15 protein-coding genes and 1 pseudogene are annotated in these 13,927 nt (G+C 72.9%); 9 read left to right on the top strand and 7 right to left on the bottom strand.

Features of this window, described 5'->3' with window-relative positions:
- Window positions 1-5: 5 nt before the first annotated feature.
- From AB5J73_RS30240 to AB5J73_RS30250, 3 genes and pseudogenes are all read right to left on the bottom strand, one after another.
- Window positions 6-825, bottom strand: a pseudogene (locus AB5J73_RS30240) (IS481 family transposase); the annotation flags it as partial.
- A gap of 175 nt (window positions 826-1,000) precedes the next feature.
- Entirely contained in the window at window positions 1,001-2,308 is a 1,308-nt protein-coding gene (locus tag AB5J73_RS30245) for an MFS transporter (protein WP_370962067.1), read from the bottom strand.
- Between the two features lie 75 nt (window positions 2,309-2,383).
- Window positions 2,384-3,172: an NAD(P)-binding domain-containing protein gene (locus AB5J73_RS30250; protein WP_370962068.1), complete on the bottom strand. Its 789-nt coding sequence runs from the start codon at window positions 3,170-3,172 to the stop codon at window positions 2,384-2,386.
- A 75-nt stretch (window positions 3,173-3,247) separates the two neighbouring features.
- Here AB5J73_RS30250 and AB5J73_RS30255 point away from each other — a divergent pair, with 75 nt between their 5' ends.
- The 6 genes from AB5J73_RS30255 (at window position 3,248) to AB5J73_RS30280 (ending at window position 9,654) form a co-directional block, all read left to right on the top strand.
- Window positions 3,248-3,922 (top strand): GntR family transcriptional regulator, encoded by a 675-nt coding sequence (locus AB5J73_RS30255; protein WP_370962069.1) that lies wholly within the window; start codon window positions 3,248-3,250, stop codon window positions 3,920-3,922.
- Between the two features lie 53 nt (window positions 3,923-3,975).
- Window positions 3,976-4,680, top strand: a complete 705-nt coding sequence (locus tag AB5J73_RS30260) for a 4-carboxy-4-hydroxy-2-oxoadipate aldolase/oxaloacetate decarboxylase (protein WP_370962070.1) — start codon at window positions 3,976-3,978, stop codon at window positions 4,678-4,680.
- A complete protein-coding gene (locus AB5J73_RS30265; RefSeq protein WP_370962071.1) occupies window positions 4,677-5,720 on the top strand; it encodes a 4-oxalomesaconate tautomerase in 1,044 nt (347 codons plus the stop codon). Before AB5J73_RS30260 ends, AB5J73_RS30265 begins: the two co-directional genes overlap by 4 nt.
- 10 nt (window positions 5,721-5,730) lie before the next feature.
- Window positions 5,731-6,687, top strand: a complete 957-nt coding sequence (locus AB5J73_RS30270) for a catechol 2,3-dioxygenase (RefSeq protein ID WP_370962072.1) — start codon at window positions 5,731-5,733, stop codon at window positions 6,685-6,687.
- A 74-nt stretch (window positions 6,688-6,761) separates the two neighbouring features.
- Window positions 6,762-7,979 carry an MFS transporter gene (locus AB5J73_RS30275; protein ID WP_370962073.1) on the top strand — a complete coding sequence of 406 codons (1,218 nt, stop codon included), beginning with the start codon at window positions 6,762-6,764 and terminating at the stop codon, window positions 7,977-7,979.
- Window positions 7,980-8,376: 397 nt separating this feature from the next.
- On the top strand, window positions 8,377-9,654 hold the full coding sequence (locus AB5J73_RS30280) for a diguanylate cyclase (protein ID WP_370962074.1): 1,278 nt from the start codon (window positions 8,377-8,379) through the stop codon (window positions 9,652-9,654).
- Here AB5J73_RS30280 and AB5J73_RS30285 read toward each other — a convergent pair.
- Window positions 9,651-10,643 carry a LacI family DNA-binding transcriptional regulator gene (locus tag AB5J73_RS30285; protein WP_370962075.1) on the bottom strand — a complete coding sequence of 331 codons (993 nt, stop codon included), beginning with the start codon at window positions 10,641-10,643 and terminating at the stop codon, window positions 9,651-9,653. The two genes, AB5J73_RS30280 and AB5J73_RS30285, sit on opposite strands and share 4 nt — an antisense overlap.
- Window positions 10,644-10,722: 79 nt before the next feature.
- Here AB5J73_RS30285 and AB5J73_RS30290 point away from each other — a divergent pair, with 79 nt between their 5' ends.
- Entirely contained in the window at window positions 10,723-11,571 is an 849-nt protein-coding gene (locus AB5J73_RS30290; protein WP_370962076.1) for a phytanoyl-CoA dioxygenase family protein, read from the top strand.
- Between the two features lie 40 nt (window positions 11,572-11,611).
- Entirely contained in the window at window positions 11,612-11,752 is a 141-nt protein-coding gene (locus AB5J73_RS30295; protein ID WP_370962077.1) for a hypothetical protein, read from the top strand.
- 41 nt (window positions 11,753-11,793) lie between these two features.
- On the opposite strand, the gene AB5J73_RS30300 is transcribed toward AB5J73_RS30295, so the two are convergent.
- From AB5J73_RS30300 to AB5J73_RS30310, 3 genes are all read right to left on the bottom strand, one after another.
- Complete coding sequence (locus tag AB5J73_RS30300; RefSeq protein WP_255481994.1) at window positions 11,794-11,919, bottom strand: hypothetical protein; 126 nt, start codon at window positions 11,917-11,919, stop codon at window positions 11,794-11,796.
- Window positions 11,920-12,088: 169 nt separating this feature from the next.
- The gene (locus AB5J73_RS30305) at window positions 12,089-12,424 is read right to left on the bottom strand and encodes a hypothetical protein (RefSeq protein WP_370962078.1); all 336 of its coding nucleotides are present in this window, start codon (window positions 12,422-12,424) and stop codon (window positions 12,089-12,091) included.
- Between the two features lie 17 nt (window positions 12,425-12,441).
- The gene (locus AB5J73_RS30310) at window positions 12,442-13,047 is read right to left on the bottom strand and encodes an SRPBCC family protein (protein ID WP_370962079.1); all 606 of its coding nucleotides are present in this window, start codon (window positions 13,045-13,047) and stop codon (window positions 12,442-12,444) included.
- Window positions 13,048-13,140: 93 nt separating this feature from the next.
- On the opposite strand from AB5J73_RS30310, the gene AB5J73_RS30315 reads away from it, so the two are divergent.
- Window positions 13,141-13,770, top strand: a complete 630-nt coding sequence (locus AB5J73_RS30315) for a TetR/AcrR family transcriptional regulator (protein WP_370962080.1) — start codon at window positions 13,141-13,143, stop codon at window positions 13,768-13,770.
- Window positions 13,771-13,927: the final 157 nt, after the last annotated feature.

Below are 13,927 nucleotides of genomic sequence, written 5' to 3' on the forward strand. Positions count from 1 at the left end.
GAGGTGTGATGTCCGGGGAGGTTGGTCAGCCGGGTGATCGGTGGCTTGCCTCCGGTGGATGAGTGGGGTCGGTGATGATTGTAGAAGTGCAGCCAGCCTGGTAGCGCCGCCCGGCGTAGGCCCAGCCTTCGGCCAGGGTGCGGTGGAACCGTTCGATCTTGCCGTTGGTTTGGGGCCGGTAGGGCCGGGTCCGTTTCGGGACGACGCCCAGCTCGGCGCAGGTGTCCCGCCAGGCGTGCGAGCGGTAGGCCGACCCGTTGTCCGACAGCACCCGCTCGACGATCACGCCCAGCTCGGCGAACCAGGCCACTGCCCGGCGCCGCACCGCGATGGCAGTCACTGCTGTCTCGTCGGCGTGGATTTCGGCGTAGGCGACATGGGAGTGATCATCGATGACGGTGTGCAGCATGGCGGTGCCGGTGCGGGGCTTGTAGTCCGCGCCGCGGGTCAGGCCCGGGGTCGCTCGTTTGTTGATCTCGCCTTGCTGCCGGCCGACGAAGCGGTGTCCGCCGCCGTCGGGGATGTTGCCGAACTTGGTGACATCGACGTGGATCAGCGACCCGGGATGGCCGTGCTCGTAGCGGCGCAACGGCTCACCGGTGACCCGGTCGAGCCGGAAGAGGCGGTTGATCCGGCAGCGGGTCAGCACCGCGTGCGCCGTGGAGGCGGGCAGGTCGAGCCGGCCGCCGATCTGGACCGGGCCCAGCCGCTGCAGCCACCGCAGCCGCACGATGGCCCGGACGAGGTGTGCGGGGGTGCGGGCCGGGCTGTGGTGCGGGCGGCTGCGATCAGGCGGGCGAGCCGCAGGCGGGTGCGTGGGGTCAGGGTGGCGTTAGGGTGGGACACGAAGGCCTCCGGTGGGCGAAGCGGTTCCTAGACAGCTCCACTTCACATCCGGAGGCCTTCACCTGTCTGCACGACAGGCCGTCACAAGGTCACCTCAACTCGGGAAAACGTCCCTGAACATAACAACGAGGCGCCGCCGCCGGCCCGGGGGCGGTCAGACGGTCTGCGCGACGGGCCGGGCCTGCGCCGTCCGCCGGATCAGGGCGACCATCGCCGCGCCCAGGAGACCGGCCACCGCGAAGACCAGGAAGCCCAAGGTGGACAGTCCGCTCGCGACCAGGACGCCGCCGAGCCAGGGGCCGAACACCGCGCCGAGGCGGCCGACGCCGGAGACCCAGCCCAGGGCGGTCGCGCGGCTGTCGGCGGGGTAGTAGGCGCCGACCGCCGCGTAGATCAGCGTCTGCGCGCTGAACAGCCACGCGCCGGTGAGGAACACGACGAGGTACGTGACCACCAGCGGCAGGTGCACCGCCAGCAGGCCGACGCCGCCCGCGGTGAGGGCGAACCAGGTGATCGCGACCGGCCGGGCCCCGAACCGGTCGGCGAGCCGGCCGGCGACGAGCATGCCCGCGATGCCGCCCAGGTTGATCACCAGCAGGAAGCTGATCGCGGAGCCGAGGTTGTAACCGCTGCCGCGCATCATCGTCGGCAGCCAGGTGTTGACGCCGTACACCAGCAGCAGGCCGGCGAAGGAGGCGATCCAGAACAGCACCGTCGTCAGCCGGACCGACGGCGTGAACAGGCCCCGCAGGCCGCCGCGCTTGTCCTCGGCCGGTTCGGGGGCGAACGCGGCCAGCGCGACCGCGTGCCGGTCCGCGATCGCCTGCGCCCGTTCGGTCTTCCCCTTGGCCAGCAGGAAGGTCAGCGACTCGGGCAGCAGGAAGACGATCGCCGGGAGCACCGGGACGAGCAGCAGCGCGCCCAGCCAGTACACCGAGCGCCAGCCCAGCGATCCGACCAGCGTCATCCCGAGCGCGCCGGCCAGCGCGCCGCCCGCCTGGTGCGCCGTCATCACCGTGGTGACGGCGAGGTTCCTCCGCCACGCCGGCGCGTACTCCATGACCATCGCGATCGCCGACGGCAGCAGCCCGCCGAGCCCCACGCCGGCGACGAACCGCGCTGCCCCGAACCAGGGCGGTGCCGGGGCGGCGGCGCTGGCGGCCGCGGCGAGCGAAAAGACGACGACGCCGGTGATGATGATCTTCCGGCGCCCGATCCGGTCGGTGAGGATGCCGGCCGAGAGCGCGCCGAGCATCATCCCGAACGTCGTCAGGCTGCCGATCGTCCCGCCGGTGACGGCGGTCAGGCCGAAGCCCTTGTCCGCCAGCACGCCCGGCAGGGTCGCGCCGTAGACGAAGAGGTCCAGGCCGTCGAGCAGGACCAGGACCCAGCACAGCGCGGTCACCCGGAGCGAGAGCCGGACCGTGGCGGCGGTCGAGCCGCCGGATTCTCGTACGGACATCCTCGTCCCTTTCGTCCCGGGGCTGCGAAGAGGTCCGAAGCTACATCGTGTGAGATATTGAACACAAGACTCAATTCAAGATTGTTGACAATCCTGTGAATCAGCTAGGTGCCGAAGCTGGTCGCGGGCGGCCGCGGCGACGTCGGCCCGGACGTCGAGCTCCCCGAGCATCTCGGCGGCGGCCGCCATCTCGGCGGTGCGGCGGACGGCGTGCCGGTAGGAGCCGCTGACCAGCCGGTCCACCGTGGCGGCACCGGCGGCGGTCAGTTCGCCGACGACGACCTCGCGCAGCCAGTCTTCGCAGCCGGCGGCGCGGGCGGCCTGGAGAGCTTCGACCACGGCGGCGGACATGCCCTTGAAGAACACGCTGCGGAGCAGCTTGCGCTCGGCGGCGAGCCCGGCCTCCCCGGGCACGACCTCGACGGCCGCGCCGAGGCCGTTCAGGGTGGCGGCGACGGCTTCGGCGGCCTTTCCGCTGCTCAGCATGGGGACGCGCAGACCGCGGCCGGGGACCGGGGCCATGATCGCGACGTCGGCGAACGGGACGTCGTGCGCGGCGGCGAGTTCGGCCAGTCGGCGCTTCGTGCCGGGCGCGGCGGTGTTCAGGTCGGCCCAGACCGCACCCGGGCGCAGGCCGGCGAGCCCGGCGCGAAGCGCGTCGACCGCCGCCGAAGCGCTGTTCACGCTGAGCACGAGCTCGGCCCCCTCGGCCGCGTCGGCTTCGGACCCGGTGACGACGACGCCCGCCGCGGCGGCGCGGACGGCCGGGTCGTACGCGCGCACCACCGCCCCGGCCGCCGCCAGGTCGCGGGCCAGTTCGCTGCCCGCTTCCCCCAATCCGAGTACCGCGATGGTTCCGGTCATAGCAGAATCCTCCTTGCCAGCTACGATCGAGTACACGATGTGCTCGACAAAATTGTCAACAAACGGAGTCGGGGTATGACCGAGAGTGCTGCGGACCGGCAGCCGGGGGAGCGTTCGGTGGTGGCGGCCATCCGGGACGCCATCGTCCGCGGCGAGTTCGTACCCAACCAGCGGCTGGTCGAGGCGGACCTGTCCGCCCAGTTCGCCGCGAGCCGCGCCACCGTGCGGGCCGCGCTGATCGAGCTCACCAACGAAGGGCTCGTCGAGCGCGTGCAGAACCGCGGGGCCCGCGTGCGCGCGGTGTCCCTGGAGGAGGCCGTCGAGATCTCCGAGGTGCGGATGATGCTCGAATCGCTGTGCGCGGCCAAGGCGGCCGAGCGTGTTTCCGACGCCGAGGTCGGCGAGCTGCGCGAACTCGGCGAGCTCATGCACCAGGCCGTCGCGAGCGGGGACGTCGTCGGGTACTCCGGGCTCAACCAGCGCCTGCACCGGCGGGTCCGCGAGATCAGCGGGCAGCAGACGGCCGCGCAGGTGCTCGAACGGCTGCGCGGGCAGAGCGTCCGGCACCAGTTCCGGCTGGCGATGCGGCCCGGCCGGCCGCAGGTCTCGCTGCCGGAACACCTCGCGATCATCGACGCCATCTGCGCGCACCACCCCGAGCGGGCGGCCGAAGCCGCGCGGGTGCACCTCGGCAGCGTGATCGAGGCGCTCAAGGCGGCCGACGCCGAGGTTTCGCCGCTGCACCCGTAAGACGTCTACAAGATTGTTGACAATCTTGTAGACGGAACCGTACGGTGGCAGGCATGAAGCCCGTCATCGTCACCGACCCACCGCGCGCGGACCTCGAGCAGGTGACGCGCCTGGCCGACTACGGCGTCGCCACCGTGCACGAGGCCCTCGGCCGCTCCGGGCTGCTCGGGCCCGGCCTGCGGCCCATCCAGGACGGCGTGCGCGTCGGCGGCACCGCCGTCACCGCGCTCTGCTGGCCCGGCGACAACCTGATGATCCACGCGGCCGTCGAGCAGTGCCGCGAAGGCGACGTTCTCGTCGTCACCACGACTTCGCCGTGCCAGGACGGGCTCTTCGGAGAACTCTTCGCCACCGCGCTGCGCCACCGCGGGGTGCGCGGGCTGGTCACCACCACCGGCGTCCGCGACGTCACCGACCTGCGCGCCCTCGGCTTCCCGGTGTGGTCGGCCGCGATCAGCGCGCAGGGCACGGTCAAGGCGACCGCCGGCGCGGTCAACGTCCCCGTCGCCATCGGCGGCCAGCTGATCCGCCCGGGCGACGCGATCCTCGCCGACGACGACGGCGTCCTGCGCGTCCGCCGCGAGGATGTCCTGACCGGACTGGACGCCGCGAAAGCGCGCCTGGAAAAGGAAGCCGCCGCCCGGGAGGCGTTCGCCACCGGCCAGCTCGGCCTGGACCGCTACGGGCTGCGCGAAAAGCTCGAGGCCCTCGGCGTCCGGTACCTGACCGCCGAGGAGTACGAGAAGGAGCAGGCATGACCGGCGTCCGCTGCATGCTGATGCGGGGCGGCACCTCGAAAGGCGCCTACTTCCTCGCCGGGGACCTGCCCGCCGACCCCGCGGCCCGCGACGACCTGCTGCTGCGGATCATGGGCACCCCCGACCCGCGCCAGATCGACGGCCTCGGCGGCGCCCAGCCGGTCACCAGCAAGGTCGCGATCGTCTCGGCCGCCGACGACCCCGGCCACGACGTCGACTACCTGTTCCTGCAGCTCGGCGTCGAAGAAGCGACCGTCTCCGACCGGCAGACGTGCGGCAACCTCCTGGCCGGCGTCGGGCAGTTCGCCGTCGAACGCGGCCTCGTGCCCGCCGGCCCCGACCGCACCACCGTGCGCGTGCGGCTGGTCAACACCGGAACCATCGCCGTCTCGACGTTCGCCACCCCCGGCGGCGAAGTCGACTACCGCGGCGGCACGGCCATCTCCGGCGTCCCCGGCACCGCCGCCCCGGTGGAGCTGGACTTCACCGGGACCGAAGGATCCGTCTGCGGCAGCCTGCTGCCCACCGGCCGCGTCCGCGACGACGTCGGCGGCATCGAAGTGTCCTGTGTGGACAACGGAATGCCGGTCGTCGTCGCGCGCGCCGCGGATCTCGGCATCACCGGGTACGAGCCGGTCGAGGAGCTCGCCGGCACCGAGCTCGCCGGCCGGATCGACGCCCTGCGCGTCGAAGCCGGGAAGCTGATGGGCCTCGGCGACGTCCGCGGCAGCTCCATCCCCAAGACCACGCTGGTCGCCGCGCCGCGCGACGGCGGCGCCATCTGCACCCGGACCTTCATCCCGGTCAAGCCGCACCCGTCGATCGGCGTGCTCGGCGGCGTCAGCGTCGTCACGGCGCTGCTGCTCGACGGCGCCGTCGGCCACGAGCTGCTCGAAACCGGCAACGGACCCGTCCAGCTCGAGCACCCGAGCGGAAAACTCGCCGTGGCGATCGAATTCGAAGACTCCCGCGTCCGCCGCTCGACCGTGCTCCGGACCGCGCGGAAGGTGTTCGACGGCACCGTTTTCCCCCGTTCCTGAGGAGCCAGCCATGCCCGAACCCTCGCCGCGCCACGAGATCGCGCACCTCGGCCACGTCGAACTGCGCACGCCGGAGCCGGAGAAGAGCCTCGACTTCTTCGTCCGCGTGCTCGGCCTGACCGAGAACGGCACCGACGGCGACTCGGTCTACCTGCGCACGTGGGACGACTACGAGCACCACAGCCTGAAGCTCACCGCGGCGAAGACGTCCGGTGTCGGGCGGACGGCGCTGCGCGCGTCGAGCGAGGACGCCCTCGAGCGCCGGGTGGTGGCGCTGGAAGAGCGCGGGCTCGGCATCGGCTGGGTCGATGGCGACACCGGGATCGGCCCCACGTACCTGTTCCGCGACCCGGACGGGCACGAACTCGAGCTGTACTGGGAGACCGAGCGCTACGCGCCACCGGAACACCTGCGGCCCGCGCTCAAGAACCAGGCGCAGGCATACCCCGGGCGCGGGGTCGGCGTCCGCCGCCTCGACCACGTCAACTACCTGGCCGAGACCGCGGAAGCCAACGGGCGGTTCATCTGCGACGCGCTCGGCGGCCGCGTCACCGAACAGATCCGGCTCGACAGCGGCGTCATTTCCGGGCAGTGGACGCACTTCGCGCAGAAGTCCTACGACCTCGTCTACACCAACGACCGGACGGGTTCTCGCGGGCGCCTGCACCACATCGCCTTCGCGACCGACACCCGCGAAGACATCCTGCGCGCGGCCGACATCGCGCTCGAAAACGGCGTCCACATCGAGACCGGGCCGCACAAACACGCCATCCAGCAGACGTTCTTCCTCTACGTCTACGAACCGGGCGGCAACCGCGTCGAGCTGTGCAACCCCACCGGGCGGCTGATCTTCGCGCCGGACTGGGAGCCGGTCACCTGGACCGAGGCCGAGCGCGCCAAGGGCCAGGCGTGGGGGCTGAAGACGATCGAGTCCTTCCACACGCACGGCACCCCGCCGGTGGCGTAGTGGTGGACCGCGGCTCCAGGCACTACGCTGAGCGCTTCAGGCGGCGCTCTCCGTGACAGCCTGGGGGGTGGGGGATGGCCGGGACGTGGTCGGCGTTCGCGGTGCGGGGGTTCCGGGAGGTGTGGCTCGCCGGTCTGCTTTCGGTGGCCGGGGACCAGCTGGCCCGCGTCGCGTTGTCCATTCTCGTGTTCCAGCGCACGGGTTCGGCGGCGCTGAGCGCGGCCACGTACGCGCTTTCGATGCTGCCCGCGCTCGTTTCGGGGGCGCTGCTGTCGTGGCTGGCCGACCGGTTCCCGCGGCGCCGCGTCATGGTGGTGTGCGACGTCGCCCGTGCGGCGCTCGTCGCGGTGATGGCCGTGCCCGCGACGCCGCTGCCGCTGATGGCCGCGCTGCTGGTGCTCGTCCAGCTCGCCGAAGCGCCGTTCTCCGCGGCGCAGGGCGCGGTCCTGCCGGAGCTGCTCGGCACGCGGTACGAAGCGGGCCAGGCGGTGCAGCAGGTCACCACGCAGCTGTGCCTGGTGCTGGGGTTCGCGGCGGCCGCGTTCGTGGTGACCGGGGTCGGCGCGCACACCGCGCTGGCGATCGACGCCGCCACCTTCGCCGTTTCGGCGCTGCTGATCCGCGCGGGGCTGGACAGCCACCCGCCACCGGGCGGCCGCGCCCGGCACGGGACGTCGTGGTGGCGGCAGGTCGCCGGCGGCGCGGTCGCCGTCCGCCGCGACCGGACGCTCTCGACACTGGTGTGGCTGGGCTGGCTGGCGTTGTTCACCGTCGTCCCCGAAGGGCTCGCGGTGCCGTTCGCCCGGGAGATCGGCGCGGGCGGCGGCTGGATCGGGGTGCTGCTCGCCGCGGAACCGGCGGGCGCGGTCGCGGGCGCGCTGCTGCTGCGGCTGGTCGCGCGGCGGGTGCGGGTGCGCGCGCTGGGCGTGCTCGCGGTCGGGACGTCGGCGCCGCTGGTGGCCTACTGGGCCCAGCCCGCGCTGGGCACGGCGCTGGCGCTGCTGTTCTTGTCCGGGGTGTGCTCGGCGTACCAGGTCACGGCGGGGGCGACGTTCGTCCAGCTCTCCCCGCCGCCGCTGCGTGGCCGGGCCCTCGGCTTCGCGCGGACCGGGATGATCGCCGGGCAGGGCCTCGGCATCGTCCTCGGCGGCGTGCTCGCACAACTGGCCGGCGCGGCGACGGCGATCGCCGTGGCGGGCACCGCGGGAGCGCTGGTCGCGCTCGCCGCGGCCGCCGCGTGGTCGCGCCGGCGGCCGGACGCGGTCTCGGCCGCGCTGCCGGCCGAAGCCTGACCCGGGTTCACCAGCCTTTGTCGCTCATCGCGTGCTCCTTTTCGGTGGCGGGGGACGGTCGGGCGGTCGTGGGGGTTCACCAGCCCTTGTCGCTCATCGCTTGCTCCTCGTCGGTGGTGGTGGGTGGGTGCGATCGTGGGGCTCACCAGCCTTTGTCGCTCATCGCGTGCTCCTCTTCTCGATGCCCGGGGGAACGGGGGCGGACGTCCGGGTTCACCAGCCCTTGTCGCTCATCGGCTCGCCTTTCCGTGCGGTTCGTCCGGTCTCGGATACCCGGAATGGTCCCAGCCGCCCGGTCGGGTCGCGCCGTGGGGAAACGGCTGACACCCGACCGCAACGCGACTACCCTGGGCGAGCAGGTGTTCACCGGCGCGGAGCAGGGCGGGGAGGCGCTGCGATGAGCGGAGACACGAGCACTCCGGGGGATTGGGCTCCACCGCGGTGGAAGCTGTGGTCGTTGCCCGGGCGGGTGCGGTTCTTCGTACTGGCTGTCGATCTGGCGGCGCTGGCCGTCCTGGTGGTGGCGGCGCGGGCGGCGCCCTCGCCGCAGCAGTGGGCGACGGCCGGCTGGCTCGCCGCGGCCGCGTTGCCGCACCTGCACGCCTCGCACCTGATCGAGCAGCGGCGTCGCGATCGTTCCGGCTCGCCGTACGTCGACCTCTGCAGCGTCTGGATCTTCGCCGGGGTGCTCGCCCTGCCGCTGGTGCTGGAGCTGGCGCTGGTCGCGGTGATCTACGGCCACCGCTGGCTGCTGGTCAACCGCTTCGACCCGGTCCGCCCGCCGCACCGCACGGTGTTCACCGCCGCCACGCTCGCCTTGGCGGCGGCCGCCGCGGCCGCCGTGCTGCGGCTGACCGGCGCGCACGAGCACCTCCTCCACGTCGGCGACGGCGCCCGGCCCGGCTGGGCGGACCTCGCCGCCGTGCTCGCCGCGGGCGCCGTGCAGTGGACGGTCAACACCGCGCTCGTCGGCGCGGTCATCGCCTGGACGGTCACCGTCGAGCACCCCCGCCGGCTGCTGGGCAGCGCCTCGGACAACCTCCTGGAGGTCAGCCAGCTGGCGCTCGGCGTCTTCGTCGCGCTCGCCCTGCTGTGGTGGCCGCCCGCGGCGCTGCTGATGATCATCCCGACGTTCGCGCTGCACCAGTGCGTCCAGCTCGACCAGCTCAAGCTGGCCGCGCGCACCGACCAGCGCACCGGGCTGCTCAACGCGATCGCGTGGCACCAGCAGGCCGAGCGGGCGCTCGAGCGCGCCCGCACCACCGGCGGCCGGACCGGGGTGCTGATGATCGACCTCGACTGGTTCAAGCGCATCAACGACACCCACGGCCACCCGGTCGGCGACGACGTCCTCGCCGAGGTGGCCACCGTGCTCGCGAAGACCGTCCGGCGCGGGGACACGGTCGGGCGGTACGGCGGGGAAGAGTTCGCGGTCCTGCTGCCCGACGTCGACGAAGCCGAGGTCCGGGCGGTCGCCGAGCGGATCCGCGTCCGGATCCGGGCGCTGCGCATCACCGCGCCCACCGGCGAACCGGTCGCGCTGTCGGCGACCATCGGCGCGGCCCTGCACCCGGCGGTGGCCGAAGCGGGCCTGGACGGGATCATCCGCGCGGCCGACGAAGCCCTGTACGCGGGCAAGAAAGCGGGCCGGGACCGGGTGGCGCTCGCGCTCTAAGCGGGGCTGGTGCCGCGCACGACGAGCCGGTGCGGGGCGACGATCGACCGGGGTGCCGCGGCCGGCTGGGTCAGCCGGTCCAGCGCCAGCTCCGCGATGCGGTCCTTGTCCGGCGACACCGTCGTGAGGGCCGGGACGCTGTAGCGGCCGTCCTCGATGTCGTCGAAGCCCACCAGCGCCAGCGCGTCCGGTACCGCGACCCCGCGGTCGGCGGCGGCCCGCAGCGCGCCCAGGGCGAGCTCGTCGGTGAAGCAGAAGACCGCGTCCGGCGGTTCGGGCCGGTCCAGCAGGGCCAGCAGCGCCGCGTGGCCGTCGGCGCGGTGCAGCCGCCGCACCGCGACCTCCAGCTCCGGGTCGGCCGGCAAGCCCGCGTCGGCCAGCGCCTGGCGGTAGCCGGTGAGGCGCTGGCGGGCCGTCGCGTTCAGCGAGCGCGGCTGGATGCCCAGCGCCGCGACGCGCCGGCGGCCGCCGGCCAGCAGGTGGGCGGTGGCTTCGCGCGCCGCCGCGACGTTGTCGATCGCGACGTGGTCGACGCCCGCCGTGCCGTCGTGCTCGCCGAGCAGCACCAGCGGGACCGGGTCGGTGCGCGCGGCCAGCTCCGCGGGCGCCACCGCCCACGGGCTGAACAGGACACCGTCGACCAGCTGGCTGCGCTGCCCGTGCAGCAGCTGCTTCTCGCGCTCGGCGTCGCCGTCGGTCTGGTCGATGAGCACCGTCAGGCCGCGGGCCTCGGCGATGCGCACGGTCCGCGCGGCGAGCTCGGCGAAGTACGGCGAATCGATCTCGGGGATCACCAGCGCGATCAGCCCGGTCCGGCCGCGCCGCAGCGTCCGGGCGGCCAGGTTCGGCCGGTAGCCGAGCGCGTCGATGCTGGCCTGCACCCGCTCGCGGGTCGCCGGGGCCACGTAGCGGAACCCGTTGACCACGTTGGACACCGTCCGGACGGACACGCCCGCGTGCTCGGCCACGTCGCGCAGTTTGGGGTTCACCGGGGCAGCGTACCTCTTGCAACGTGGCATGCCACGTTGCAAACTGAGGTGCCACGCCGTCGTGCCCCAGGAGGCCAGGATGACCTCGCACCAGACCGCCCCCGCTCCGCTGCCCGCCGCCGAGCTCGCGACGCTGACCGAGCGCCTGCACCGGGACGGCATCATCGGCCTGCCCCAGGCGTTCACCCGCGACTGGGTCCGGCGCCTCGGCGAAGACATCGACACGGCGTTCGCCGAGGCCCGTGCCCGGCCGGACGGCGCCGTCGGCCGCGGGCCGAACCGCTTCTACGTCGAGATCCACCCGGAGCAGCTGCGGGGGTTCGCCGAGCTGGCGGGCCACCCGTGGATCACGGCCGTCGCCGAAGCGGTGCTGGGGCCGGACTACCGGATCGTCGAGGTCGGCTTCGACGTTCCGCTGGCCGGCGCGGCCGACCAGCCGTGGCACCGGGACTTCCCGATGCCGGAGGAGACCGCCCGCCACCGCAGGCTGACGTCGCTGGCGGTCAACGTGACCGCGGTCGACACCGAGCCGGACATGGGCCCGTTCGAAATCGCGCCCGGCACGCACTGGGACGACGGCACCGCCTTCGACCACGGCATGTTCCCGCCGCGGACGGCGTACCCGCGCTACCGGGAGCTCGCGGCGCGCAAGTTCCCGCGGATGGGGGACATCTCGATCCGCTCGGCGCTGACGGTCCACCGCGGCACGGCGAACCACTCGGCGAAGTCCCGCCCGGTCCTCGTCCTCGGCCTCGACGCGCCGGGCGCGGGCAACGACGCCCGCCACGACACCGCCGTCACCCGCGAATTCCGGGCCTCACTGCCGGAATCCGTGCGCGCGCACCTGGACTGCCCGGTCGTCGACGTCCTGCGGCCGATCACCCAGAAACACACGATCGAAGGACTGGTGATGGGCGACGCGGGGTAGCGCCGATGTTTGCCGCGCCCGGACGCGGGCATACCTGGCCATGGCTGATGCGGGAATCACCGAACTGACGGGCCGCGCCGGAGTCATCGCGGCGTTGCGACGCGTACTGCTCGCCTTCGGGGTCGGCGGCGCACTGGCGTGCCTCGCCTGGATGGCGTTGTGGCTGGCCATGCACCTTTGAGGGCCCGGCGCCGGCCGGGGTTCCCGGCCGGCGCCGCGGGCTCACTGGCAGGCTTCGCAGTCCGGGTCGTCGATCCGGCAGGCGGCGCCGTCGGTGAGCTCGAAGTCGAAGTCGTCCAGCGCGGGCACGGCCGGCGCGGTGGCTTCTTCCGGGGTGGTGGTGGACATGGCGCTCCCTCGGGTCGAACGGGTTCTCTCCGGGTGTAGCGCCGAAGATCGCCGGGCATTCCGTGACCCGCGCCACAGTCGACATATCGGCAGCCCAGGGTGGCGCGACCGCACCACGTCGTCAGCGGACGGGCCCGGTCTTCCGCCCCATGGGGCGCATCGGCGGAGCTCAGCGACCCCGGCGGCGGCTCACCACGGCGGCGACCGCCACCGCGACCCCAGCCGCGGCGAATACCCCCGTGGCGACCGGGCTCAAGAACTTCGACAAGCTCGGTGCGCTGCTCGGCCCCAGCAGCCAGGCCCCGGCCAAAGCGGCATACACCGCCGTCAGGCCGGCGGCCCACCAGCGCAACGAATTCCCGGCACGCAAGGTGCCGACCAGGACGACGGCGATGGGGACGACGCTCAGGAAAGCGAACTGGCCGAGCACCATGATCGGCACCGTCCAGGCCGCGACGAGCACGGCGGTCGAAGTGCGGCGGGCCGGAACTGTGGTCGTGGTCATCGGGTTCTCCTCGTGGTTCAGCGGTGGCAGGGGGCTTCGGCGGTCGTCTTGAGGTCGGCCAGCCAGGCGTCGAGCCCCGGGGCCAGGTACTTGATGGCGGTCGCCGGGTCGGCTTCGATCTGCTCGCCCGTCCAGCTCTCCTCGGTGCGGACGAGGACGCCGCCGCGGGCCGGGGTGAACGTCCAGACGTGCACGCCCCGGTCGATGCGCAGGCCCTCGCCGATGGCCGGGCCGCTCCAGCGGATGCAGCGGCCCGGCTGGGACTGGTGGACGGTCGACGTGATGACCAGCGTGGTCGCCGGGGTCGCGGGGGTGGCCGGGACCGGGGTCGTCCACCGGAACCGCGAGCCGGGCCGCAGCGGGCCGGGGTCGAGGCGCTTCGCGCCGCTGACGGCGCTCTGCCACGAAGGCCAGCCCGCGACGTCGGTCTGCAGGTTCCAGACCGCGCCCGGCGGCGCCTTGATCAGCGTTTCGGTCCGGTAGTGCAGCCGGGCGGCGGGGTCGATCCCCTCGCCGCGGCAGGTGACGGGCTGCACCGAGGCCGCGGGTGCGGCGGGAGCGGCGACGCCGAGCAGTCCGGCGGCCAGGGGCAGGGCGAGCAAGGTGGTGCGCAAGCGGGTCACGGGGTTCTCCTTGTTGTTAGTGCCTGTTGTGATAGTTAGAAGCTATAACCAACGCGGAGTGAGTGTCAATAGGAAAAGTGATAGCCTCTAACCGTGACGGAGAGCCCGCGGGAGCGCTACCGCGCCCAAGTGCGTGAAGAGATCAAGCGGCACGCCTGGGAGCAGATCGCCGCGGCCGGCGTGCCGGCGCTGTCGCTCAACGCCATCGCCAAGCGGGTGGGCATGAGCGGCCCGGCGCTGTACCGGTACTTCGCGAGCCGGGACGAGCTGATCACCGCGCTCATCCGGGACGCCTACCGCAGCATCGCCGACGTCGTCCAGGGTGTGCGCGGCCAGGGCGTCGCCATGCTGGCCAAGGTCATCCGGGACTGGGCGCGCAGCGACCCGCAGCGCTACTTCCTCATCTACGGCACGCCCGTCCCCGGCTACCACGCGCCCGCCGACACGACCGCGCTCTCGCACGAGGTGATGGTCGTGCTGATCGAAGCCTGCGCGGAACTGCCCGAGCCGGAGGTCCCGTCGCCGTTCGACGAGCACCTCGAGACCCATCGCGAGTGGGCGGGCGGCAGCGGGGTCACGGCCGGGGCGCTGCGCCGCGCGCTGGCCTTCTGGACCCGCCTGCACGGCGTGCTCTCCCTCGAGCTGGCCGGCCACTTCGCGGGCATGAAGTTCGATCCCGACCTGCTGATCGACGAAGAGCTGACGGCGCTCGCGCTGGACTGACCCACCCATTTCGGACACCGGATCCGCGGCGATCCCGCACGTCCACGTGCCTAGTCGTCAAATTTCTGAATCATGTCAAGTTCTTGCATGTTGTCTCCTCGTTGTTGCATGCTCGTGAGGCTCGCGCTCCCTCCCCTGCCGCTCTCGACGAAGAGAA

It is taken from the genome of Amycolatopsis sp. cg9 (genome assembly GCF_041346945.1).
Taxonomy (GTDB): domain Bacteria; phylum Actinomycetota; class Actinomycetes; order Mycobacteriales; family Pseudonocardiaceae; genus Amycolatopsis.